Source organism: Streptomyces sp. NPDC017529 (assembly GCF_044329785.1).
GTDB lineage: Bacteria > Actinomycetota > Actinomycetes > Streptomycetales > Streptomycetaceae > Streptomyces.
The window spans coordinates 273188-295533 of sequence record NZ_JBIRJY010000009.1 but is presented as its reverse complement, the minus strand read 5'-3'; the positions used below and the strand labels follow the sequence as shown (position 1 = coordinate 295533).

Below are 22346 nucleotides of genomic sequence, written 5' to 3'. Positions count from 1 at the left end.
CGTCGCGTACCGCGGGTCAGGAGCCGCCCGGCATCTTGGCCGGGTTGCCGCCCGCGGCGGCCGCGGACTCGTCGAAGATGTCCGGTTCCAGGTAGATCACGCGGGCGATCGGCACGGCCTCGCGGATGCGGTCCTCGGCGGCGTTGATGGCGTCCGCGACCTCCTTGGCGGTGTCGTCGTGCCGGACCGCGACCTTGGCGGCGACGAGCAGTTCCTCCGGGCCGAGGTGCAGGGTGCGCATGTGGATGACGCGGGTGACGGTGTCGCCGTCGACCACGGCCTCGCGGATCCTGGCGACCTGTTCGGGGCCGGCCGCCTCGCCGAGCAGCAGGGACTTGGTCTCGGCGGCGAGGACCAGGGCGATCAGGACGAGGAGGGCGCCGATGCACATGGTGCCGATGCCGTCCCACACGCCGTTGCCGGTGGCGAGGGTGAGGCCGACGCCGCCGAGGGCGAGCACCAGGCCGACGAGCGCGCCGAAGTCCTCCAGGAGGACGACGGGGAGTTCCGGCGCCTTGGCGCGGCGGACGAACTGGGCCCAGGTCTGCTTGCCGCGCAGCTCGTTGGACTCCTTGATCGCCGTACGGAAGGAGAAGCTCTCGGCGATGATCGCGAAGACGAGGACGCCGACCGGCCAGACCCAGTTGTCCAGCTCGTGCGGGTCGTGGATCTTCTCGTAGCCCTCGTACAGCGCGAAGACGCCGCCGATGGTGAACAGGACGATGGAGACGAGGAAGCCGTAGATGTAGCGTTCGCGGCCGTAGCCGAAGGGGTGTTCCTCGGTGGCGGCGCGCTTGGCCTTCTTGCCGCCGAGCAGCAGCAGTCCCTGGTTGCCGGAGTCGGCGACGGAGTGGACGCCTTCGGCCAGCATCGAGGACGACCCGCTGAAGGCGAAGGCCACGAACTTCGCCGCCGCGATCGCGAGGTTGGCGCCCAGCGCCGCGACGATCGCCTTGGTACCGCCTGATGCACTCATGGGTGGCGCATTTCCCTTCCGTCGACCGGCTGCGGTGCGCAGCCTGCTCCGAGGCCGCTCCGAGGGTCCTCTTTACGAACCCTTTAGGCGGGTCATTGTTGCAGCCCGGCCGCCGGGGTGCGCACGGGGCCGCCGGCCGGAACGCCGTAAGGGTGTCCCGGCCCCGCCCGTACGGTCCTCAGGCCGTCACGGTGGCCCGGAAGACCGTGCCCTCCCCCGAGAGTTCGACGCGCTCGCCGGCCGGTACGTAGGCCGACTCGCCGGGTGCGAGCGCCAGCTGCCCGCCGGCCGCCTCCCGCAGCGCGATCGTTCCGGCGGTGCACAGCAGGATCTGCGGCGTGCGGTCGCCGGGTGTCCGGGGTTCGGCGCCGGGGGCCAGGACGTACCGGGAGAGCCGGAACTCGCCGGTCGGTGTGTCGTAGACCTCCTCGCCGGACGCCGTCGCCTCCTCCGGCCGCAGTACCCCCGCGTCCCCCGCCTGGAAGCGCACCACGCGCAGCAGTTCGGGTACGTCAACGTGCTTGGGGGTCAGTCCGCAGCGCAGCACGTTGTCGGAGTTGGCCATCAGCTCGACACCGAGGCCGTCGAGGTAGGCGTGCGGGATGCCGGCGCCGAGGTAGAGGGCTTCGCCGGGCTGGAGCCGTACGTGGTTGAGGAGCATGGCGGCGAGCACGCCGGGGTCGCCCGGGTAGTGGTGGGCGATGGCGGCGTAGGCGGCGCAGGCGTCGGCGTGCGGGCCGCCCTCGGTGGCCAGGCGCCGGGCGGCGGCCGCGGCCTGTTCGACGGTCTCGGCCGTCTCGTCGTGCCCGGCGCTGAGTACGGCGGTGAGGACCTCGCGCAGCGCGGCGTCCTCGGGGGCGGCGCGCAGGATGTCGGCGTACGGCTTGAGGCCGCCCACGCCGAGTGCGTCGAGGAGGGCGGCGGTGCCGGCCGGGGGCCGGAAGCCGCAGAGGCCCTCGAAGGGGGTGAGGGCGCAGATCAGTTCGGGTTTGTGGTTGGCGTCCTTGTAGTTGCGGTGCGGGGCGTCGAGCGGGATGCCGCGCCGCTCCTCGTCCGCGTAGCCCTCCTTGGCCTGTGCCAGGTCGGGGTGGACCTGGAGGGAGAGGGGGGAGCCGGCGGCGAGCAGCTTGAGCAGGAAGGGCAGGCGGGGGCCGTAGGCCCGTACCGTGTCCGGGCCGAGTTCGCCTTCCGGGTCGGCGGCGATGACGTCGGCCAGCGACACCGGGCCGGTGCCGCGGTCGAGGCGGGAGGGGGCGCCGGGGTGCGCGCCCAGCCACATCTCGGCCTGGGGCTCGCCGGTCGGTTCGGTGCCGAGGAGTTCCGGTATGGCGGTGGTGGAGCCCCAGGCGTAGGGGCGCACGGTGTTCGTGAGGCGGTCCATGGTGGCGGGGTTCCTGATTCTTCGCTCGGGGCTGCGCGGGGCGCCGCGGCCGCGCCTGGTCAAGCCGTGCGGTGCCGGCGGGCCACCCCGCGGGGCGGTGCGGTGGGCGCCGGCCGGGGCCTCATGCTCCCTCGGTGCCGGCGAGCGCCAGGTAAACGGCGGCGAAATCCGTGACGGCGAGCAGTTCGGCGGCCTTCTCCAGGGCGCCGCCGTCCTCCGGTTCCAGCTCGCTGACCGGCGTGTCGTCCCGCAGCGCCAGGTCGCGGGCGGCGGGCGCCGCGGAGAGCGGGCCCGGGGCCTCCTCGCGGAGCAGGACGACGCGGGCGTGCAGGGCGGTGGGCTGGTCGACGCGGTCGCGGAAGAAGTCGTCCGGGTCGGCGCCGGCCGCGAAGGGGCCGGCGAGCAGCGCGCCGTGCGTGGTCATCGCCTCGGGCAGTTCGCCGGCGAGCGCGGGCCGGCCGGCGAGGGAGGCCAGTACGGTCGCGAAGTGCCGGCCGACGGCGCCGGCGACGGTGCCTTCGGTCCAGATCAGCGGGAGCGCGTCGGCGAGTTCGGCGGCGAGGGTCTTGGCGGGGTTGGAGTACGTCTCGATGGCGGGGCCGCAGCGTTCGGCGACCTGGTCGAGGCGGTCGGCGAGCTGCCCGAGCAGTTCGGCCGGGGCGCTGAGCAGGCCGATCCGGTCGGCGAGCGCGAGCATCGGGATGAGCAGCGACCAGAGGGTGCCGGGGGCGGCGGGCGGCGCGCCGGTCACGTCGAACTCGGCGTCGTACAGGGTGGTGGCCAGCGGGACGGTCAGGCCGCGTGCCTGGACGACGGCGTCGGCGAGCGGGCCGCCTGCGGGAGTGACGGCGACGACGGAGCAGCCGCGGCGGTTCGCCTGCTCGACGAGCTGGGCGAGGCCGGGGTCGGTGCCGTCGGGGCCGGCGATCAGCAGCAGGTCCAGCGGTCCCGACCAGCCGGGCAGGGCCCAGCGCAGCGCGCCGGGCCCTGCCGCGACGCCGGTGGGCCGGATGAGGGTGACCGGGCTGGTGCCGCCGCCGAGGGCGCCGAAGAGGTCGGCGACGCAGGCGGCGGCGGGCCCGGGGCCGGCCACGAGGACGGTGCGGGGCCGGCCGTCGGGCCGCAGGTCGGTGATGCCGGATTCGGCGGCGTTGCGGGCCGCGGTACGGACCCGGGCACCGGATTCGGCGACGCCGCGCAGCAGTCCGTAGCGGTCGGCGCCGGACAGCGCTTCGGGTGTGTCCAGAAGGGACTCGTCGAGCATGGTGAGCGCTGCCTCCGATCGCCGGTGCGGGCGGGGTGGGGTCCGGGTCAGGCGGGGCGCCGGGCCTCGTCCACCAGGAGGACGGGGATGCCGTCGCGTACGGGGTAGGCCAGGCCGCATTCCGCGCCGGTGCACTGCAGCTCGGCCGGGTCGGCGTCCGACCGGTCCGCCAGCGGGGCGTGGCACGCCGGGCAGGCGAGGATCTCGATCAGGCTGGCGTCGACCGGCATGGGGGCTTCTCCTTCGGCGTGGATACGGCAGTGCCAGCGTACCGCCGGGTGGGGTGCGGGGACGCGCCGCAGGGGCCCGGCGGGGCGGGCGGGGGCGCCGGGCCGGGCCGCGCGTCCCCGCCGGGTGTGCGTCCGTGCCGCGTCAGGCGCGGACGATCGCCAGGACCTCGTCGCGCACCCGCTCGACCGTCGCGCTGTCCCGGGCCTCGACGTTCAGGCGCAGCAGGGGTTCGGTGTTGGAGGCGCGGAGGTTGAACCACCAGTCGGTGGTGGTGACCGTCAGGCCGTCCAGCTCGTCCAGTGCGGTGTCCTCGCGGCCCTGGTAGGCGGCCTTGATCGCGTCGAGGCGGCCGGTCTGGTCGTCGACGGTGCTGTTGATCTCGCCGGAGGCGGCGTACCGGTCGTACTGGGCGACCAGTTCGGACAGCGGGCCGTCCTGGCCGCCGAGTGCCGCCAGGACGTGCATCGCGGCGAGCATGCCGGTGTCGGCGTTCCAGAAGTCGCGGAAGTAGTAGTGCGCGGAGTGTTCACCGCCGAAGATGGCGCCGGTCCTGGCCATCTCGCCCTTGATGAAGGAGTGGCCGACGCGGGTGCGCACGGCCGTGCCGCCGCTCTCCTTGACGACCTCGGGGACGGACCAGGAGGTGATGCAGTTGTGGATGACCGTGCCGCCGGGGTGCTTGGCCAGTTCGCGGGCGGCGACCAGGGCGGTGATGGCGGAGGGGGAGACCGGGTCGCCGTTGCCGTCGACGACGAAGCAGCGGTCGGCGTCGCCGTCGAAGGCCAGGCCGATGTCGGCGCCGACCTCGCGGACGCGGGCCTGGAGGTCGGTGATGTTCGCCGGGTCCAGGGGGTTGGCCTCGTGGTTGGGGAAGGTGCCGTCGAGTTCGAAGTACAGGGCGTCCAGGTCGATGGGCAGGCCCGCGAAGACGGTGGGGACGGTGTGGCCGCCCATGCCGTTGCCGGCGTCCACCACGACCTTCAGGCGGCGGATGCCGGAGAGGTCGACGAGGCCGCGCAGGTGGGCGGCGTAGTCGCCGAGGACGTCGCGCTGCGTGACGGTGCCGGGGGTCGCGGCGGGCTCCGGGGCGCCGCTGTCGCGCCACTGCTCGACGAGCGCGCGGATGTCGGCGAGTCCGGTGTCCTGGCCGACCGGCGCCGCGCCGGCCCGGCACATCTTGATGCCGTTGTACTGCGCGGGGTTGTGCGAGGCGGTGAACATCGCGCCGGGCAGGTCCAGGGCGCCGCTGGCGTAGTAGAGCTCGTCGGTCGAGCACAGCCCGATCTCGGTCACGTCCGCCCCGAGGGCCGCGGCGCCGCGGGCGAACGCCCGGGACAGGCCGGGCGAGGAGGGCCGCATGTCGTGCCCGGTCACGATCGCGGTCGCGCCGGTGACGCGGGCGAAGGCCGCGCCGAACAGCTCGGCCAGCGTCTCGTCCCACTGGTCGGGGACCACACCGCGCACGTCGTACGCCTTCACGATCTGCGACAGATCAGTCACAGCCAGCCCTCCTGATGTCATTACGGGGTCCCAAACCTACCCGTAGGAGCCCGTGGGGAGGCGGGTGCGGGCGCACCCGGGTCAGGGCAGCATCCACCCCAGCACCGCCGTGCTCTGTCCCACCACGATCAGGCACATCACCAGCAGCAGCCCCAGGCTCCACGGCAGCACCTTGCGTAGCAGGTCGCCCTCGCGCCCGGCCAGTCCGACCGCGGCGCAGGCGATGGTCAGGTTCTGCGGGGAGATCATCTTGCCGAGCACGCCGCCCGAGCTGTTGGCGGCGGCGAGGAGGGCGGGCGAGAGTCCCGACTGGCGGGCCGCGGTGACCTGGAGGGCGCCGAAGAGGGCGTTGGCGGAGGTGTCGGAGCCGGTGACGGCGACGCCGAACCAGCCGAGCACGGGTGACAGGAAGGCCAGTCCGGCACCGGCGGCGGCGGCGAAGTGACCGATGGTGGCGGCCTGTCCGGAGAGGTTCATGACGTAGGCGAGCGCCAGGACCGAGGTGACGGTGAGGATCGCGAAGCGCAGTTCGCATACGGTCGCGGCCCATTCCCGTACGGCGGTCCCGGCGCGCACGCCCAGGACGGCGGCGCTCAGCGCGCCGGCCAGCAGCACCAGCGTGCCGCCGGTGGCGAGCAGCGGCAGCGCGAAGACGTTGCCCGCGACCGGTGCGCCGTCCGGGCCCGCGACGTCCAGGAAGGGCCAGTCGACGGTGCGGGTCGCCCGCGCCAACAGGTCTTTGACGGGCGGGACCTGGGCGAGGGAGAAGACGGTGACGATGAGGGCGTAGGGCGCGTAGGCCCGTACGACGTCGGCGCGGGAGTCGCGGGCGTCCGGGTCCTCGCTGCGGGCGCCGGTCAGTACGGCGGCCCGTACCGGCTCGGAGGCGGGCCTGCGGGCGCTGGGCACCGCGACCAGCGCGGCGGCCCCGGCGAGGGCCGCGCCGATGTCGGCGAGCTGCGCCGACACGAAGTTGGCGGCGGCGAACTGCACGGCGGCGAAGGCCAGTCCGCAGGCGAGCGCGGGCGCCCAGGTCTCGCGCAGGCCGCGCCGCCCGTCGACGAGGAACACCAGCAGCAGCGGTACGACCAGGGCGAGCAGCGGCGTCTGGCGGCCGACGACCGCGGCGACGGTGTCCAGCGGAAGGCCGGTGACCTGGGCGAGCGTCACGACGGGGGTGCCCATGGCGCCGAAGGCGACCGGCGCGGTGTTGGCGACGAGGGCGACGACCGCGGCCTTGACCGGGGCGAAGCCGAGCGCGACGAGCATCACCGCGCTGATCGCGACGGGTGCCCCGAATCCGGCGAGGGCTTCGAGCAGGGCGCCGAAGCAGAAGGCGATGACCAGGGCCTGGACGCGGGGGTCGGCGGAGAGCCCGGAGAAGGAGCGGCGCAGTACGTCGAAGTGGCGGGTGCGGACCGTCATCCGGTACACCCACAGGGCGTTGACGACGATCCACAGGATCGGGAAGAGGCCGAACAGCGCGCCCTGGGCGGCGCTGGAGAGGGCCTGGCCCGCGGGCATGCCGTAGCCGAGGCAGGCGGTGGCGACGGCGACGGCGAGGCCGGTGAGTCCGGCGCGGTGGGCGCGCACGCGTACCGCGCCGAGCAGGACGAGGACGGTGACCAGCGGGGTCGCGGCGACGAGCGCGGACAGGGCGAGCGAATCGGCTACCGGCTCCGGTTGCTGTACGAACACACGGCCTCCCGGTGGACAGCTCCCCGTCATCTTCCGCGATACGGAAGCGGATCATTCGGGAGTGGAGGCATGGTGGTGCCCGCGTGGAGGCGGCGTCAATGCTCCGGGAGAAAGTGACCGCCCGGCGGGCAGCCCCCGGCAGCGGCCGGCCGCGCCCGGGTCAGGAGTCGGGCGACCGCAGGACGCGCAGGTGGCCCCGGCGGGCGACCTCCATCGGGTGTGCGTCGCGCCCGTTCGGACCGCTGACCTGGGGGCCGTTGCCGCCCGCCGCGCGTTCCTGCGGGCGGGCCGCCTCGCGCACCGCGTTGGCGAGCGCTTCGAGGTCGTCGCCGCTGGGGCGGGCGGGCCCGGTGTCGGTGGCCAGGCGCACGACCTCCCAGCCGCGCGGCGCGGTCAGCCGCTCGGAGTGCTCGGCGCACAGGTCGTAGCAGTGGGGCTCGGCGTAGGTGGCGAGCGGTCCGAGCACAGCGGTCGAATCCGCATAGACGTACGTCAGCGTTGCGACGGCGGGGCGGCCGCACGCAGTGCGCGAACAGCGACGTACAGGGCTCACGACGTTGGACGGTACCGCACTCTTGAGCGGGCCGCGATGACTCTCCACGACCTCACCCGACCGTGTCGTCCCGGTTCGTCCGGTGCGCCTGACCTGCGGGCGCTCGGGCCGACCTGCGCCGGGAACGCTGCGCCGGACGGCGGAGCGCCCCAAAAACCGTCACGACTGTGTGCATTCCGTGTCATTCCTCAAGCGTTTCCTGGTCCGATGCAAGGTCGCAAACGAACGTAACGAGTCTCTGACCGGTCAGTCGACGACATGGCACCGGATCCGCCGCTCACCCGTCCCCTGCGGTCCCGGACGGTTACGCTCGGTCCTGATGGACAGCCCCGTACCCGCCCCCGGCGACGAAGCCGCGGGACCCTCCGTACCGACGGAGCCGCGCCCGCGCCACCGCGACCGCCACGGCCGCGGCATGCGCGGCCCGGTCGCGCCGCCCCAGGTGCCGCTCTCCGTGAGCCGCGCGGACGCCTTCGTCGACCTCGTCTACGACTCGCGGGACCGGCTGGAGCGGCGCTGGCCGCAACTCGCGGACGTCGACTTCCTGGTCGTCGAGGTACCCGGGTTCGGGCCCGACGGGACCGGCGGGCCCGCGGACGACGAGGAGACGGTGCCGCTGGGCCGCCTGCTGCCCGCCTCCGGCGACCGGCACGACCGGGTGGTCGTCTACCGCCGCCCCGTCGAGATCCGTACGAAGAACCGCGACGAGCGCGCCCTGCTGGTGCACGAGGTCGTCGTCGAGCAGGTCGCCGAACTCCTCGGCCTGGCCCCCGAGTCGGTCGACCCGCGCTACGGGCAGGAGTGACGCCGTACCGGCGGGGGCCCGGCGGCCCGCCCGCTCACTCCGTCAGCAGCGACAGGTCCTCGCCCGCCGTCGGCACCACCACCGTCCCCCGGTCGTCCGGCAGCGTCTGGACGGTGAACGCCGGCAGGCCGCCCTGCGGCAGCGCCAGCGTCCGCGCCGCGTACACCGGGCCGGTGCCCGCCGCCGGTTCGACGGTCAGCGCGTAGGAGCCCTTGAGGCCCTGGGGGCGCGGCGGTTCGACGGCGAGGGTGCTGCCGCCCTTGACCGTGTACGTCTTCGAGACCGGCTCGCCGCCCTCGCTGCCCGCCGACGCCGTCACCGTGACCTTGGCGTCCTTGCCCTTCTCGGGCGCCACCAGGGACAGCGTGCTGCCCTTGTCCCGGTTGTCGGCGGCGGTGGCCCGCTGCCCGACCGGCCGGGCCGCCGGGATGAAGGCCGTCTCCTGCTTGTCGCCCTTGCCGCGGACGACACGCAGGGCCGCCGCGACCGGCGCCCCGGAGCCGTCCGCCGGCGTCAGCACCAGCGAGCCCGCCTCGCCCTTGGTCACGTCCTTGAGGTCGACGGACGCCGTCATGCCGCTCTTGACGTGCAGCGTCTCCACGCCGGCCGGGGTGATCAGACCGTTCGGGGTCGCCAGCCGCACCGTGAGGTCGGCGTCCGACCGGCCGGGCGCCACGGCGACGAGGCGGACGGAGGTGGCGTCGGCGGGGATGCCGGGCAGCACCGCGCCGGGCGCGGGGTCGGCGGCGGCCGGCAGCCAGTCGCCGCCCAGCTTCGCGTCGGCGGCCTGTACGGAGGCCCCGACCCGGCCCTCGCGCGCGATCACGTGCAGCGCCGCGTCGGGGGTGGGCGTGCCGGTCAGTGTGGAGAGCAGCACCGGCACCGTGGAGTGCGGCGGCACGGTGATGTTCTCGCCGGAGGCGGACTTCAGGGACCCCTCCTTGCCGCGCAGGTCGAGGTCGACGACGGCCGGGGTGGTGTCGGGGTTGGTGAGGTGGACGTAGTCCTGGCGGTCCTTGTCGGTGCTCACGCCGGGGAACCAGAAGTCGGTGTCGGGCGCCGCGCAGGTCAGGCCCAGCAGGCCGCGCCCGCTGCCGGCCGCGACGCTGGTGGTCTGCTGGACGGTCCAGCCGGGCGCGAGGGCGCCGTCGGCGGACCCCACGAGGGCGGGCGCGCCCGCCTTGTCCGTGGCCACGGTGACCGGCTTGCCGGCCTCCTTCAAGGGCGCGACGGGCTGCGCGCCCGCCGCCTGCGGGCCCTTGCCGTCCTGCTGCTTGCCGCCCGCCTGGGCGGGCAGCAGTCCCGCGGTGCCCTTGGCGCCCGCCTTGCCGCCCGCCGCCTTGGGCGTGAAGGCGGTGTACGCCGTGTCGCCGACCTCCGAGGAGGTGGGCGGCGGGCACAGCAGCGCGGAGCGCTCGACGGGCAGCCGGGAGGCGCCCTTGGGCGCGGCGTCCCGCGGCCCGTCCGGGGCGGTGACGGCGGCGACGCCGGTGACCGCGCCGAGCGCCGCGGCCGCGCCGATCAGGGAGATGATGGTGCGCTTCACTGCTGGTCGCTCCCGTCGCGGCGGGGCTCGGGGTAGGAGCCGGGGTACGTCGTGCCGTCGTCGTAGGGCTGCTGGTGCGGCGGCTGCGGGGGTGGCTGCTGCCCGTAGTGGTACGGGTCGTAGGCGCCCGCCTGGTAGGGGTCGGCTCCGGGGTACGGCTGCCCGTACTGGTCCTGTCCGTACGGCTGCGCGCCCTGGTACGGGTCGCCCGGCGCGTAGGCGGGCTGCCCGGCCTGGTCCGCCTGCGGCTGGTCGGTGCCGGGCGTCTGCCACTGGTCGTACGGCTGCTGCTGCCCGTAGGCGTGCGACGGGTCGTAGCCCTGCTGCTGCGGCACGGCCGCGTACGGGTCGGCGGCCGGCGCGGCCATCGGGTCGGGCAGCGGCTCCTCGCCGGTCCGCGCGCCGGGGACGCCCGGCTCGGCGCCGCCTTCGGGAGCGTCGGCGGCCTGTGCCGCCCGCAGCCGACGCGCCCGGCGGCCCTCGCCCGCGACGGCCTCGGCGGGCACCGCGGCCACGCCGTCCTCCGGCAGGTCGTCGTCGATCTCGCGGCGGCGGCCCGGCAGCGCGAGCACCACCAGGAACACCGCGAGCAGGCCCTGCGCCCACATCCACAGGGTGTGGCCGACGGGGTCGTCGTAGGTGAGGTCGAGGCGGCCGCCGCCCGCGGGCAGCTGGAAGCCCTGGGCCCAGCCGTCCAGCGTGACGGGCTTGAGCGCCTTGCCGTCCAGGGTGGCCTGCCAGCCGGGCCCCGCGGCGTCGGCGATCCGCAGCACCCGGCCGTCGGGGCCGTTGGGCAGGTCGGTGTGGGCCTCGACCGGTCCGGCGGCGACCGGGACGGGTGCCGCCGCGCTGCCCGCGCGCGTGCCGTCCTTGGTCTCGCCCGGCACGATCGACACCCGGGAGACGCGCTGGTCCACGCGCCACAGGGCGCTGCCGTCGTCCTGGCTGAGCCGGGTCAGGCCCGGGGTGGCGTCCAGCACGCGGCCCATCTCGCGGGGCGCGCCGTCCCGGACCAGGACGTAGCGCACCGCGTAGCCGCCGAGCTGGTTGGTCTGGTCGGCGCCGGAGCCGGCGACGAGGTTGGCGACGATGCCGCCGAGCCGCTTGTCCTCGCCGGTCGCGGCGGCGATGTCGGCGTCGCCGAGGCTCGCGCCGGAGCCGCGTACCAGCGTGTAGGCGACGTGGCCCGCGCCGCCGTCCAGGACGAGGGTGCGCGCCCGGTCGGTGGAGCCGGAGTCCTCGGCGACGAACGCCGGGACCTGTACGGGGTCGCGGCGCTCCAGCGGCCCGGCCGCGCCGCTGATCATCCAGCCGGCCGCCGCGTACAGCGGGGCGAGCAGCGCGGACAGCGCGATCAGCACGGCGACCGGCTGCTTCCAGCCGAATCCGAGGGCCTCCATGCGCGAGCGGATGCCCTCGGCGCCGACGGCGGCGGCGCACAGCAGCGCCAGCCCGTAGACGAGGACGGCGGGCCCCGCCCACGCGGAGCGGTTGGCCAGCGCCGCGAACAGCAGTCCGGTCACGGCCACGGCCCAGGCGGTACGGATGGCGAGCTGCCGCTCGTCGCGGAGCGTGGCGGCCAGCGCGGCCAGCACGATGCCGAGGAGCAGCACCCCGCCCGCGGCCTTCGGGCCGCCGGGGCTGATGCCGACCAGGTCCAGTACGGAGGCCGGGCCCGCGCCGAGGTCCAGTCCGGCTTCCCGGAAGAAGCGGGAGGGGTGGGCGAGCAGGGACAGCGACCAGGGCGCCAGGACGACGAGCGGGGTGGCCGCGACGGCGAGGAAGCGCAGCCCGTACGCCAGGAGCAGGCCGCGGTTGCCGTCCAGGGCGCGCAGTACCAGCAGCCCGACGCCGAGCAGGACCGCGACCGGCCAGACGACCGGGGTGAAGGCGGTGGTGAGGGTGAGCAGCAGCGCGTACGCCCAGGCGGCGCGCCAGCTCGGCCGGGTGCCGGGGCTCAGCCGCAGGCCGCCGGCGGCGATGGCGGCGCGCGCCATGAGCGGCAGCAGGACCGCGAGGACCGCGGTGCCGATGCGGCCGCCGGCGAGGGCGCCGGTGGCGGCGGGCAGGAAGGCGTAGACGATGCTCGACCAGGCGCGCAGCAGGCGGGAGCCGACCAGCGGCCGGGAGGCGAAGTAGGCGCTCAGTCCGGCCAGCGGCACGGAGCAGACGAGGAGCACGGTGACGGCCAGGCCGGTGCTGCCGAGGAAGAGGGAGGCGACCAGGGCCAGCACGGCGAGGTACGGGGGCGCGGCGGCGGTGCTGCCGGTGCCGGTGGCGTGCCAGCCGTCGAGGTAGGCCGACCACAGGTCGGAGGCGCCGGCGGGGGCCGGGAGCAGGGCGCCGCCGAAGAGCGCGCCGGAGCCCAGCAGGGAGCGGCAGGCGATCAGCGACACCACGAGCAGGACGAGGAAGAGCACCGGGGCCGGTTTGCGCGCGATCCGCTTGAGCCGCGCGAACTGCTCGATCTCCAGGTAGTCGGCGTCGTCGCCGCCGGGCCCCGACTCGACGGCGCCGTGCCGGCCGGCCGAGGCGGCCTCGGGCGCCGAGCGGCCGGCGAGGTTGCCGGCGACCTGTTCGACGGTGGCCCGTACGGTCGCGCCGGGCGGCGGGAAGAGCGGCCGCAGCTCGCTCGCCTCCACGGCGGGGCGGCCTCTCTTCTTGCGCGCGGCGAGGATCCTGCCGGGGCGCAGCAGGGTGCCGAAGAGGCCGGCGAGTTCGTCGAGGGCCTGTCCGGGGACCTTGCCGACGAGGTAGGCGAGGACGCGCAGCAGGGTGCCGAGGACGATGCGCAGGGCGACGTACGGGAGCAGGGCGCCGCGGGTGTTGGCCAGGAGGGTGTAGACGGCGCCGGCCTTGTCGACGCGGTGGGGGCTGGCGACGGAGCGGCCCACGCAGTCGATGGGGCGGCGTTCGCGGGCCGACGCCTCGGCGTGCCGCAGTACGGCGTCCGGGGCGACGAGGACCTGGTGCCCCGCGGCCTGGGCGCGCCAGCACAGGTCCACGTCGTCGCGCATCAGCGGCACGCTGCGGTCGAAGCCGCCCAACTGCTCGTACACGTCGCGCCGCACGAGCATGCCGGCGGTGGAGACGGACAGCACGGGACGTACCTGGTCGTGCTGCCCCTGGTCCTGTTCGCGGCGGTCCAGGCCGGTCCAACGGCGGCCGCTTCGCGCGATGCTGACGCCGGTTTCGAGGAGCTGGCGGCGGTCGTACCAGCTGCGCAGCTTCGGCCCGACGACGGCGGTGGAGGGGCCGGCGTCCGCGACCCGCAGCAGTTCGGTGAGCGCTCCGGGTTCGGGCGCGCAGTCGTCGTGGAGCAGCCACAGCCACTGGACGGGCTCGCCGTGCGGCAGTTCCGGCAGGTCGTAGGCGTCGTCGCGCCAGGTGCGGCCGACCGGGTCCCAGCCGCTGGGGCGGCGCAGGTAGGGCAGCTCGTCGGGGCCGAGGACGGGTGCGGCGCGGACGGCCTCGTCGACGGCGGTGCCGAACCCGGAGCGGCGGGCGAGGTGGAGCACCCGGTCGTCGCCGAGGGCCTCGCCGAGCAGCCGGGCGGACGCGTCGGCGCTGCCGGTGTCGGCGCCCAGGATCTGCTGGGGCGGGCGTTCCTGGCCGAGCAGTCCGGCGAGGGCGTCGGGCAGCCAGCGTGCGCCGTCATGGGAGACGATCACTGCGGTGACGACGTGCCGGGGGAACTCGGGGGTGCCGTCGTGATATTGGGCGGCGGCTTGCGCGGCCTGCGCGGCCGGCTGACTGTGCACGGACATCGAGGTAGGGGCCCTCCCCGGGGGTCTCGGGGTCCTCCCCCGGCATAGCGCTGCGCTGTTGACTGCGGCTGACGGCGGCACGGTGCGGCCGGCGGCACGTCCCGCGGCCTGGGTGGACGCGGGTGCTCACGGGAACGCCGGTGCGTCCCGGACGCGGCCCCACACTAATGGTTCCCGGCGGCCCCGCCGCCTGCCGCATGCGCAGCGGTCCGCCTCCTGTGCCATGGGCACCGGGGCGGACCGTTGTCTATAGGGGGATATAGGGAGATGCGGTGGCCCGGCAGCCGGGCCGTCTCACTGGACGTCAGACCGCTGCCTTCTTGAGCCGGCGCCGCTCGCGCTCGGACAGTCCGCCCCAGATACCGAAGCGTTCGTCGTTGGCGAGGGCATATTCAAGGCATTCGGAGCGGACCTCGCACGCGAGGCAGACCTTCTTGGCCTCGCGGGTGGAGCCACCCTTCTCCGGGAAGAAGGATTCGGGGTCGGTCTGGGCGCACAGCGCGCGCTCCTGCCAGCCGAGCTCCTCGTCCGCCTCTTCGACCAGCAATTCCTGGAACAGCTCGGTCATGTGCGCCCCTCGTCTGTCTTTGCGTCCCCGTGATGCAGCCGTTACCGATGACGGCTGAACGACACGAGTGAAATTACAAGTGTGCCGATCCGGGCCAGTCAAGCCGAGATCTGCTATTGGGCCCCTTATTCACTCTGCGGAACCAAGCCTATGCAGAAAGTGTTCAAATCGGCAAAAAACAGGACACTTCCCCAGCCGCATCACCCGTAACTTCCCTTTCACACCCAAGGACGCGACGGGGGACGCAGCCGTTGCACCGCGCACTCCGAAGCGGGCCGGATCACATTCAGGTCACGAGACCGCAACGGCGCCGGGGAGTACGCCGGTGCCGTCCGCCTTCTCCGGGCACCGCCTGCACAAACCTTTCGCCGGACGCGGTAACCGGATGAGGTGAAACATTTCCCCCAAAACAGACACCCAGTTGACATGGGAGCAAGTACCCGGTCTCCTTGCATGCATGCCAGCGATTCCTGCGCTCCGCCTGACCCGTGCCTACGGGTCCCGCTGCGCTGCCCAGGCCCGCTGTCGCTGTTCCAGCTGTTGAAGCCACCCGAGCTCCAGCTTTCTTCTCCCGCAGCACCTCGCAGTACCCCGCACGGCTCCCGCGCCCGCTGACCGCCTCCCGCGTCGCGGCGCACTCCATCCGCGCCACTTCAGCACCTTTGCCGAGGAATCTCCGCACATGAACAGCGATGTCCAGATCGCCGGCGACCCGCTGGCCGTCCCGCACCTGCTCCCGCCCGTCCCCGCCCACCCCGCCACCGTCGCCGGCTTCGCCGGCCTCGCCCGCGCCATCGCCGCCGACCGGGCCGGCTGGGCCCCGCTCGTCCGCTACGACGCCACCACCCGCTGGTACCACCGGCTGCGCGTGGGTCCGGGATACGAGGTCTGGCTGCTGAGCTGGCTGCCGGGCCAGGGCAGCGGACGCCACGACCACGGCCCCTCCTCCGGCGTACTGACCGTGCTGGAGGGCGAGTTGAGCGAGCGCACGGCGAGCGGGCACCGCACCCTGGCGGCCGGCACGCAGCGGGTCTTCGCACCCGGCTACGTCCACGAGGTCGTCAACGACACGCTGGCGCCCGTGGTCAGCCTGCACGTGTACTTCCCCGGCCTGACCGACATGCCGATGCACAGCGCCCGGTGCGCGGCGGGCGCCTCCCACGAGGCGGCCGCCCCCTGACATGCTGGGGCCATGCGCATTGTGGTTCTCGCCGGCGGTATCGGCGGCGCCCGCTTCCTGCGGGGTGTGAAAGCAGCGGCTCCGGACGCGGACATCACGGTCATCGGCAACACCGGTGACGACATCCACCTGTTCGGGCTGAAGGTCTGCCCGGACCTGGACACCGTGATGTACACGCTCGGCGGCGGCATCAACGAGGAGCAGGGCTGGGGGCGTACCGACGAAACCTTCCGGGTGAAGGAGGAGTTGGCCGCGTACGGAGTCGGGCCCGAGTGGTTCGGGCTCGGCGACCGGGACTTCGCCACCCACATCGTCCGTACGCAGATGCTCGGCGCCGGCTACCCGCTCAGCGCGGTGACCGAGGCGCTGTGCGCGCGCTGGAAACCCGGGGTGCGGCTGCTGCCGATGTCCGACGACCGGGTCGAGACCCATGTCGCCGTGGACGTCGACGGCGAACGCAAGGCCATCCACTTCCAGGAGTACTGGGTGCGGCTGCGCGCCTCCGTGGAAGCGCACGCGGTGGTGCCGGTCGGCGCCGAGCAGGCCAAGCCCGCGCCGGGCGTACTGGAGGCGATCGCCGAGGCGGACGTGGTGCTCTTCCCGCCGTCCAACCCGGTGGTGAGCGTCGGCACGATCCTGGCGGTGCCGGGCATCCGCGAGGCGATCGCTGAGGCCGGGGTGCCGGTGGTCGGGCTGTCGCCGATCGTCGGTGACGCGCCGGTGCGCGGCATGGCGGACAAGGTGCTGGCGGCGGTCGGCGTCGAGTCGACGGCGGCCGCGGTGGCCCAGCACTACGGCTCCGGGCTGCTGGACGGCTGGCTCGTCGACACGGTGGACGCGGGCGCGGTGCCCGAGGTCGAGGAGGCGGGCATCCGCTGCCGGGCCGTACCGCTGATGATGACGGACCTGGACGCGACCACCGCGATGGCCCGTGCGGCGCTGGCGCTGGCCGAGGAGGTGCGCGCGTGAGCGACCCCGGCCAGGCCCCCGCCGCGTACCGGGTGTGGGCGCTGCCCGGCATCCCCGAGGTGCGGGCGGGCGACGACCTCGCCAAGGCCATCGCGGCCGCGGCGACCGCCGGCGGGCTGCCGGGGCTCGCCGACGGCGACGTCCTGCTGGTGACCTCGAAGATCGTCAGCAAGGCCGAGGGCCGGATCGTGGAGGCCACCGACCGCGAGGCGGCCATCGACCGGGAGACCGTACGGGTCGTGGCACGCCGCGGCACGCTGCGGATCGTCGAGAACCGGCAGGGCCTGGTCATGGCGGCGGCGGGCGTCGACGCGTCGAACACCCCGGCCGGGACCGTGCTGTTGCTGCCCGAGGACCCGGACGCCTCGGCGCGCGCCCTGCGCGACGGGCTGCGGGAGGCGCTGGGCGTACGGGTCGGCGTCGTCGTCACCGACACCTTCGGGCGGCCGTGGCGCAGCGGGCTGACGGACGTCGCGATCGGCGCGGCCGGGGTGCGGGTGCTGGACGACCTGCGCGGCGGCACGGACGCGTACGGCAATCCGCTCAGCGCGACGGTGGTCGCCACCGCCGACGAGCTGGCCGCGGCGGGCGACCTGGTGAAGGGCAAGGCCGCCGGGCTGCCGGTGGCGGTGGTCCGCGGGCTGCCCCACGTGGTGCGCGAGGACGGCCCGGACGGCGGCGGGGACGACACGGGCGCCGGGGCGCTGGTGCGGTCCGCCCCCGACGACATGTTCCGGCTGGGCACCTCGGAGGCCGTACGGGAAGCGGTGACCCTGCGGCGCACGGTACGGGAGTTCACCGACGACCCGGTGGACCCCGGCGCGGTGCGGCGCGCGGTCGCGGCGGCGGTCACGGCGCCGGCGCCGCACCACACCACGCCCTGGCGGTTCGTCCTGCTGGAGACCGAGCGCTCCCGTACGGAGCTGCTGGACGCGATGCGGGACGCGTGGATCGCCGACCTGCGCGGGGACGGCTTCGGCGAGGAGTCGATCGCCAAGCGGGTGCGCCGCGGCGACGTGCTGCGCAAGGCGCCGTACCTGGTCGTGCCGTGCCTGGTCATGGACGGTTCGCACACGTATCCGGACGCGCGGCGCAATGCCGCGGAGCGGGAGATGTTCGTCGTCGCCAACGGCGCGGGCATCCAGAACTTCCTGGTCGCGCTGGCCGGGGAGCGGCTGGGGTCGGCGTGGGTGTCCTCGACGATGTTCTGCCGCGACGTCGTACGGGAGGTGCTGGACCTGCCCGCCGACTGGGACCCGATGGGCGCGGTGGCCGTCGGCCGCCCGGCGGCGCCGCCCCGCCCGCGGCCGGGCCGCTCGGGGGACGACTTCGTGGTGGTGCGCTGAACGCCCGTACCGTTCCGGGGCACCGCCCGGCCGTGGTCACAGGCGGGCGATGTCCCCGACGGGAAAGCGCGGGGCGCGGCGCGGCGGGGTTCGGCCCGACAGCAGGACGAAGCGGGCGGCGCGGTGCCGCTGGCCCTCGTAGGGGGCGAGCAGTTCGAGCATCTGCTCGTCGGTGCCGTCGCGCCGGCCGGTCAGCGCGTAGCCGACGATGCGCGGCAGGTGCAGGTCGCCGACGGTGATCGCGTCGGGCGCGCCGTTGGCGCGTTGCAGCGCCTCCGCCGCCGTCCACGGGCCGATGCCCTGCACCAGCTGGAGCCGGTGCAGGGCGTCCGGCAGGTCCATGGCCGCGGCCTCTTCGAGCCGGCGGGCGACGCGTACGGCGCGCAGGATCGTGGCCGAACGCTTGTGGTCGACGCCCGCGCGGTGCCACTCCCACGACGGGATCAGCGCCCAGCCGCGCGGGTCGGGCATGACGCGCAGCCGGTCGAAGGGGCCGGGCGCGGGCTCGCCGTGCCGCTGGAGCAGCAGGCGCCAGGCGCGGTACGCCTCGTCGGCGGTGACCTTCTGCTCCAGGATCGAGGGGATCAGCGACTCCAGGACCAGGCCGGTACGGGCGAGCCGTACGCCGGGGTGGCGGCGCCGCGCCTCGTGGACGAGGCGGTGCCGCGGGGTGAAAGCCGCCGGGTCGTCGTCCTCCCCCAGCAGGGCGGGCAGCCCGTCCAGCATCCACGCGGCGCCCGGCCCCCACGCCTCGGCCTCGGCCTCCCCGGCACCGGGCCGGATCCGCACGCACAGCGTGGCCGGGCCCTCGGGCGTACGGCTGGCCCGCCAGACGGCGCCGTCCACCACCCGGAACGCCGGGTCGCCGGGGCCGCGACCGAGCACACCGAGGGTGCGGTGCAGGTCGTACGGGCCGGGCGGGACCCAGGTACGGCGGAGGGGGGCGGGCATCCGGCAAGGGTAAGTGATACGGGTGCCCGGTCGCGGGGCCCGTGGGGTTCCGCCGGGGGCTACTGGTCCGAGGAGAACCGCACCGACGCCGCCGGTATCTCGGCTCCGCACCACACCCGTATGCCGTCGCGCAGCTCGTTGTCGGCGCCTATGCGGGCGCCGTCGCCGATGACCGCGCCCTCCAGGACCGTACGCGCCCCGATGTGCGCCCCGGCGCCGATCAGCGAGTCGTGCACCCGGGCGCCCTGCTCGACCACGGCGCCGTCCAGCACCGTGCTGCCGTCGATGCGCGCGCCCGCGCCGATCCTGGCCCGTGCGCCGACGGCGGTGCCGCCGGTGAGCTTCGCGTCCGGGGCGACGTCCGCGGTGTCCAGGACCAGGCGGTCGCCGCAGCGGCCGGGGACGGCAGGGGACGGCGCGCGGCCCAGGACCAGGTCGGCCGAGCCGCGCACGAAGGCGTGCGGGGTGCCCAGGTCGAGCCAGTAGGTGGAGTCGACCATGCCCTGGAGGTGGGCGCCGTCGGCCAGCAGGCCGGGGAAGGTCTCGCGTTCGACGGAGACCGGGCGGCCGGTGGGGATGGTGTCGATGACGGAGCGGTCGAAGACGTACGCGCCCGCGTTGATCTGGTCGGTGACGATCTCCTCGGGCGTCTGCGGCTTCTCCAGGAAGGCGGTGACCCGGCCGGTCCCGTCGGTGGGCACCAGGCCGAAGGCGCGCGGGTCGGCGACCTTCGTCAGGTGCAGGGAGACGTCGGCGCCCGTGGTGCGGTGGGTGTCCACCAGGGCCCCGATGTCCAGTCCGGTGAGGATGTCGCCGTTGAAGACCAGGACCGGGTCGCCGGGGGCCGAGTGCAGGCGGGAGGCGACGTTGCGGATGGCGCCGCCGGTGCCCAGCGGCTCGTCCTCGGTGACGTACTCCAGGTGCAGGCCCAGCGAGGACCCGTCGCCGAAGTACGGCTCGAAGACCTCGGCGAGGTAGGACGTGGCCAGCACGATGTGCTCCACACCGGCGGCGCGGGCGCGCGCCAACTGGTGGGTGAGGAACGGGACACCGGCGGCCGGGACCATGGGCTTGGGCGTGTGCACCGTCAGCGGGCGCAGTCGGGTGCCCTTGCCGCCGACCAGGAGGATCGCTTCAGTCACCTTGTCTTCTCTGCTTCCTGCTGGGGTCGGCCGGTCGGCGGACCAGTGTAGGCAGATACTTTCGAACGGGCTTTCAGCGGCCCTGGAGGCGCGCCGCGGAGCTGCGTACGGTGCCGAGCTTGCTGTAGAGGCGGGCGCCCGGGCACTGGGTGACGAAGCCGTCCCGGTGTCCGGAGACGACGTTGAGCCGGGCCCTGGTGCCCTTGTCGAACCGGTTGCCCCCGCCGGACACCAGGGTGGTGGTGCCGCGCGGGTCCACGCCGTACAGCCCGAGTTTCCACGCTGTCAGCTGGGCCACGGCGGAAACGGCCGAGGATGGCGGATTTGCATTCCCGAACGTCCCGAGAACTGCGATGCCCATGCTGTTGCCGTTGAAACCGCGCGTATGGGCGCCCATCACCGGCTTGGCCACGCCGCCCGCGCGGCCTTCGTAGACCGTGCCGCACTTGTCGACGAGGAAGTTGTAGCCCATGTCCCGCCAGCCGCTGCTCTTGACGTGGTAGCGGTAGATGCCGCGCAGGACCGAAGGCGCCTGTGCGCACGAGTAGTTGTTGCCGGTGGCGCTGTGGTGGACGAAGGCCGCCCGGATGGTCCTGGTGTAGACGAAGTTCCGCTCGCGCAGCCGTTCGTCGGCGCCCCAGCCGGCCCGGGTGACGATGGCCGGGCGCGGCCCGACGTGGGACCGGGGCCCGGTGGGGCGGCGCGCCGGCTCGTCGGCGTCGTCATCGTCGTCGGACCTGGCGGCGGAGGCGCCGCCGAGCGCCGGGAGGCGGAGGACGCCGAGCAGGGAGCCGACGGCGGAGCTGACGGATCCGGCGAGGCCACCGGGCGGGTTCGGGTCGCCCGAGCCCGTCCGTGCCGCGCGCACCCGGGCGGAGTCCTGGCCGGGGTCGACGAGTTCCAGGCGCATCCCGGACGGCAGCGTACGGTGGCCCGCCTCCGGGGCGACGCGCAGTTCCGCGGCGTCGGAGGCGCCGACCCACAGGGGTGCGGTGCTGCCGCGTACGGAGCCGCCCCGCCGCGGGTCGGGCGCGTCGTCGCCGTGCGTCCGGATGTCCTGCCAGTCGGTCCAGCCGGTGCCGCCGGCCGGGCGGGTGCGGACCTGGGCGCGGCCGTGCAGTTCGGCGGCCGGGTCGTCCCACACGACGCCGACCAGCGAGAACGGGGCGACGCGCCGCGTGGACAGGCCCTGGGTGCCGGGCGCGGCGCTGCGGGTCGAGGCGCGCAGGGGGCGCAGCGGCAGGGACCGGGTGCTGCCGGGGACGCCGGCGGCCGCGTCCCGGGAGGCGTACGCGGGGGCGGCGGCCCGGCCGGTGGCGGCGGTCGTGGCGGTGGTCGCGCCGGCGGGCAGCGCGAGCGGGAGGGTGAGGGCGGCGGTGCACGTCACGGCGATCGAGGTAGCAAGAAAGGCACGCATGAAGTAAGAGTGAACGAAACGGACATAACGCGCCATTCGCTATCTGACGGTTCGTCGGCCCTTACCGCCGGCGGGCGCCCGCCGTCCGGCTGACCGGCGAGCGCCCCCGCGCGTACTCTGGCGCCGATGAACACCACCGATCGCACCCCCGCCGACCTGCTGCGTTCCGCGCTCGCCGCGGACCCGGCCCGCCCCCTGACGACCTTCTACGACGACGCCACCGGCGAGCGCGTGGAACTGTCCGTGGCCACCTTCGCCAATTGGGTGGCGAAGACCGCCAACTACCTCCAGGGCGACCTCGCCGCCGAGCCCGGCGACCGGCTGGCCCTGCTGCTGCCCGCGCACTGGCAGACCGCGGTCTGGCTGCTGGCCTGCTCCTCGGTCGGCGTCGTCGCGGACGTCGGCGGCGACCCGGCGGCGGCCGGCCTGGTGGTGAGCGGCCCGGACACGCTGGACCAGGCGCGCGCCTGCACGGGCGAGCGGGTCGCGCTGGCGCTGCGCCCGCTGGGCGGCCGCTTCCCGCAGCCGCCGCAGGGCTTCGCGGACTACGCGGTCGAGGTGCCGAGCCAGGGTGACCGGTTCGCGCCGTACGCGCCGGTCTCCCCGCAGGACCCGGCGCTCGCCGTGGAAGGCCGGGAGCTGACCGGCGCGGAGGTGGTGGCGGCGGCGCTGGCCGACGCCGCGGAGCGCGGCCTCACCGGCGGCTCCCGGCTGCTGTCCGGCCTGCCGTACGACACCTGGGCGGGGCTGTCCGCCGGCCTGCTGGCGCCGCTCGCCGCGGGCGGCTCGGTCGTCCTGTGCCGCAACCTGGACCGGCTGGACGCGGACGGCCTGGCCAAGCGCGAGGAGAGCGAACGGGTCACGCACCGGGCGCTCTGACCGGCCGCCGCTCCCCCGTCCGGCGGACGGCGGGCCCTTCGTGAGGGGCCGGTGCGCCACGGGCGGGCCATGATCTTGGGGTACGGACGACCTTGCGCGGGTCCGCACGTCCGCCCGGCGGACCGCGGCCCGCGCGGGCGCGACGCCGACTCCGGAGGGACGGGGACGCACAC

General features: G+C 74.9%; 18 protein-coding genes. 5 read left to right on the top strand and 13 right to left on the bottom strand.

From position 1 onward, the window contains the following. Nucleotides 1-16: 16 nt before the first annotated feature. The 7 genes from ACH4K4_RS24315 to ACH4K4_RS24285 all read right to left on the bottom strand — a co-directional run bounded on the left by ACH4K4_RS24315 (nt 17) and on the right by ACH4K4_RS24285 (nt 7651). Nucleotides 17-976, bottom strand: a complete 960-nt coding sequence (locus ACH4K4_RS24315; RefSeq protein ID WP_398169989.1) for a cation diffusion facilitator family transporter — start codon at nt 974-976, stop codon at nt 17-19. Between the two features lie 178 nt (nt 977-1154). After that, nucleotides 1155-2357 carry a mannose-6-phosphate isomerase, class I gene (manA, locus tag ACH4K4_RS24310; protein ID WP_398169988.1) on the bottom strand — a complete coding sequence of 401 codons (1203 nt, stop codon included), beginning with the start codon at nt 2355-2357 and terminating at the stop codon, nt 1155-1157. 121 nt (nt 2358-2478) lie between these two features. After that, nucleotides 2479-3621, bottom strand: a complete 1143-nt coding sequence (locus ACH4K4_RS24305; protein ID WP_398169986.1) for an SIS domain-containing protein — start codon at nt 3619-3621, stop codon at nt 2479-2481. A 47-nt stretch (nt 3622-3668) separates the two neighbouring features. Further along, the gene (locus ACH4K4_RS24300) at nt 3669-3851 is read right to left on the bottom strand and encodes a Trm112 family protein (protein ID WP_398169984.1); all 183 of its coding nucleotides are present in this window, start codon (nt 3849-3851) and stop codon (nt 3669-3671) included. Nucleotides 3852-3993: 142 nt separating this feature from the next. Next, nucleotides 3994-5352 carry a phosphomannomutase/phosphoglucomutase gene (locus ACH4K4_RS24295; RefSeq protein WP_398169982.1) on the bottom strand — a complete coding sequence of 453 codons (1359 nt, stop codon included), beginning with the start codon at nt 5350-5352 and terminating at the stop codon, nt 3994-3996. Between the two features lie 81 nt (nt 5353-5433). Then, on the bottom strand, nt 5434-7050 hold the full coding sequence (locus ACH4K4_RS24290) for an L-lactate permease (protein ID WP_398169980.1): 1617 nt from the start codon (nt 7048-7050) through the stop codon (nt 5434-5436). A gap of 160 nt (nt 7051-7210) precedes the next feature. Beyond that, nucleotides 7211-7651 carry a DUF3499 domain-containing protein gene (locus ACH4K4_RS24285; protein WP_360126855.1) on the bottom strand — a complete coding sequence of 147 codons (441 nt, stop codon included), beginning with the start codon at nt 7649-7651 and terminating at the stop codon, nt 7211-7213. A gap of 271 nt (nt 7652-7922) precedes the next feature. On the opposite strand from ACH4K4_RS24285, the gene ACH4K4_RS24280 reads away from it, so the two are divergent. Beyond that, nucleotides 7923-8408, top strand: coding sequence for a metallopeptidase family protein (locus tag ACH4K4_RS24280; RefSeq protein WP_398169979.1), 486 nt, complete (start codon nt 7923-7925; stop codon nt 8406-8408). Nucleotides 8409-8442: 34 nt separating this feature from the next. Here ACH4K4_RS24280 and ACH4K4_RS24275 read toward each other — a convergent pair whose 3' ends face one another. From ACH4K4_RS24275 to ACH4K4_RS24265, 3 genes are all read right to left on the bottom strand, one after another. Continuing rightward, complete coding sequence (locus ACH4K4_RS24275; protein WP_398169977.1) at nt 8443-9954, bottom strand: DUF5719 family protein; 1512 nt, start codon at nt 9952-9954, stop codon at nt 8443-8445. After that, nucleotides 9951-13721, bottom strand: a complete 3771-nt coding sequence (locus ACH4K4_RS24270; RefSeq protein WP_398169975.1) for a glycosyltransferase — start codon at nt 13719-13721, stop codon at nt 9951-9953. The genes ACH4K4_RS24275 and ACH4K4_RS24270 overlap by 4 nt, the downstream gene beginning before the upstream one ends. A gap of 304 nt (nt 13722-14025) precedes the next feature. Further along, a complete protein-coding gene (locus ACH4K4_RS24265; protein ID WP_003983763.1) occupies nt 14026-14289 on the bottom strand; it encodes a WhiB family transcriptional regulator in 264 nt (87 codons plus the stop codon). 682 nt (nt 14290-14971) lie between these two features. Between ACH4K4_RS24265 and ACH4K4_RS24260 the strand changes: the two genes are divergently transcribed. From ACH4K4_RS24260 to ACH4K4_RS24250, 3 genes are read left to right on the top strand one after another with little or no spacing between them, the layout of a single operon-like run. Further along, a complete protein-coding gene (locus ACH4K4_RS24260; protein WP_398169974.1) occupies nt 14972-15469 on the top strand; it encodes a cysteine dioxygenase in 498 nt (165 codons plus the stop codon). A 12-nt stretch (nt 15470-15481) separates the two neighbouring features. Then, the gene (gene cofD, locus ACH4K4_RS24255; protein WP_398169973.1) at nt 15482-16438 is read left to right on the top strand and encodes a 2-phospho-L-lactate transferase; all 957 of its coding nucleotides are present in this window, start codon (nt 15482-15484) and stop codon (nt 16436-16438) included. Continuing rightward, nucleotides 16435-17784, top strand: coding sequence for a coenzyme F420-0:L-glutamate ligase (locus tag ACH4K4_RS24250; protein WP_398169971.1), 1350 nt, complete (start codon nt 16435-16437; stop codon nt 17782-17784). The genes cofD and ACH4K4_RS24250 overlap by 4 nt, the downstream gene beginning before the upstream one ends. Nucleotides 17785-17820: 36 nt before the next feature. Here the strand turns inward: ACH4K4_RS24250 and ACH4K4_RS24245 are convergent, their stop codons facing one another. The 3 genes from ACH4K4_RS24245 to ACH4K4_RS24235 all read right to left on the bottom strand — a co-directional run bounded on the left by ACH4K4_RS24245 (nt 17821) and on the right by ACH4K4_RS24235 (nt 21294). Next, nucleotides 17821-18735: a DNA-3-methyladenine glycosylase family protein gene (locus ACH4K4_RS24245; RefSeq protein ID WP_398169970.1), complete on the bottom strand. Its 915-nt coding sequence runs from the start codon at nt 18733-18735 to the stop codon at nt 17821-17823. A 59-nt stretch (nt 18736-18794) separates the two neighbouring features. Beyond that, entirely contained in the window at nt 18795-19877 is a 1083-nt protein-coding gene (locus tag ACH4K4_RS24240; RefSeq protein WP_398169969.1) for a sugar phosphate nucleotidyltransferase, read from the bottom strand. A 73-nt stretch (nt 19878-19950) separates the two neighbouring features. Beyond that, the gene (locus ACH4K4_RS24235; RefSeq protein ID WP_398169968.1) at nt 19951-21294 is read right to left on the bottom strand and encodes a peptidoglycan recognition protein; all 1344 of its coding nucleotides are present in this window, start codon (nt 21292-21294) and stop codon (nt 19951-19953) included. Between the two features lie 126 nt (nt 21295-21420). On the opposite strand from ACH4K4_RS24235, the gene ACH4K4_RS24230 reads away from it, so the two are divergent. Continuing rightward, nucleotides 21421-22173 (top strand): TIGR03089 family protein, encoded by a 753-nt coding sequence (locus tag ACH4K4_RS24230; RefSeq protein WP_398169966.1) that lies wholly within the window; start codon nt 21421-21423, stop codon nt 22171-22173. Nucleotides 22174-22346 lie beyond the last annotated feature (173 nt).

Excerpts from the sequence above, each read along its gene's own strand:
- ACH4K4_RS24315 (WP_398169989.1), bottom strand. The coding sequence starts at position 976 with ATGAGTGCATCAGGCGGTACCAAGGCGATCGTCGCGGCGCTGGGCGCC.
- manA (WP_398169988.1), bottom strand. The coding sequence starts at position 2,357 with ATGGACCGCCTCACGAACACCGTGCGCCCCTACGCCTGGGGCTCCACC.
- ACH4K4_RS24305 (WP_398169986.1), bottom strand. The coding sequence starts at position 3,621 with ATGCTCGACGAGTCCCTTCTGGACACACCCGAAGCGCTGTCCGGCGCC.
- ACH4K4_RS24300 (WP_398169984.1), bottom strand. The coding sequence starts at position 3,851 with ATGCCGGTCGACGCCAGCCTGATCGAGATCCTCGCCTGCCCGGCGTGC.
- ACH4K4_RS24280 (WP_398169979.1), top strand. The coding sequence starts at position 7,923 with ATGGACAGCCCCGTACCCGCCCCCGGCGACGAAGCCGCGGGACCCTCC.
- ACH4K4_RS24270 (WP_398169975.1), bottom strand. The coding sequence starts at position 13,721 with ATGTCCGTGCACAGTCAGCCGGCCGCGCAGGCCGCGCAAGCCGCCGCC.
- ACH4K4_RS24265 (WP_003983763.1), bottom strand. The coding sequence starts at position 14,289 with ATGACCGAGCTGTTCCAGGAATTGCTGGTCGAAGAGGCGGACGAGGAG.
- ACH4K4_RS24260 (WP_398169974.1), top strand. The coding sequence starts at position 14,972 with ATGAACAGCGATGTCCAGATCGCCGGCGACCCGCTGGCCGTCCCGCAC.
- cofD (WP_398169973.1), top strand. The coding sequence starts at position 15,482 with ATGCGCATTGTGGTTCTCGCCGGCGGTATCGGCGGCGCCCGCTTCCTG.
- ACH4K4_RS24245 (WP_398169970.1), bottom strand. The coding sequence starts at position 18,735 with ATGCCCGCCCCCCTCCGCCGTACCTGGGTCCCGCCCGGCCCGTACGAC.
- ACH4K4_RS24235 (WP_398169968.1), bottom strand. The coding sequence starts at position 21,294 with ATGCGTGCCTTTCTTGCTACCTCGATCGCCGTGACGTGCACCGCCGCC.
- ACH4K4_RS24230 (WP_398169966.1), top strand. The coding sequence starts at position 21,421 with ATGAACACCACCGATCGCACCCCCGCCGACCTGCTGCGTTCCGCGCTC.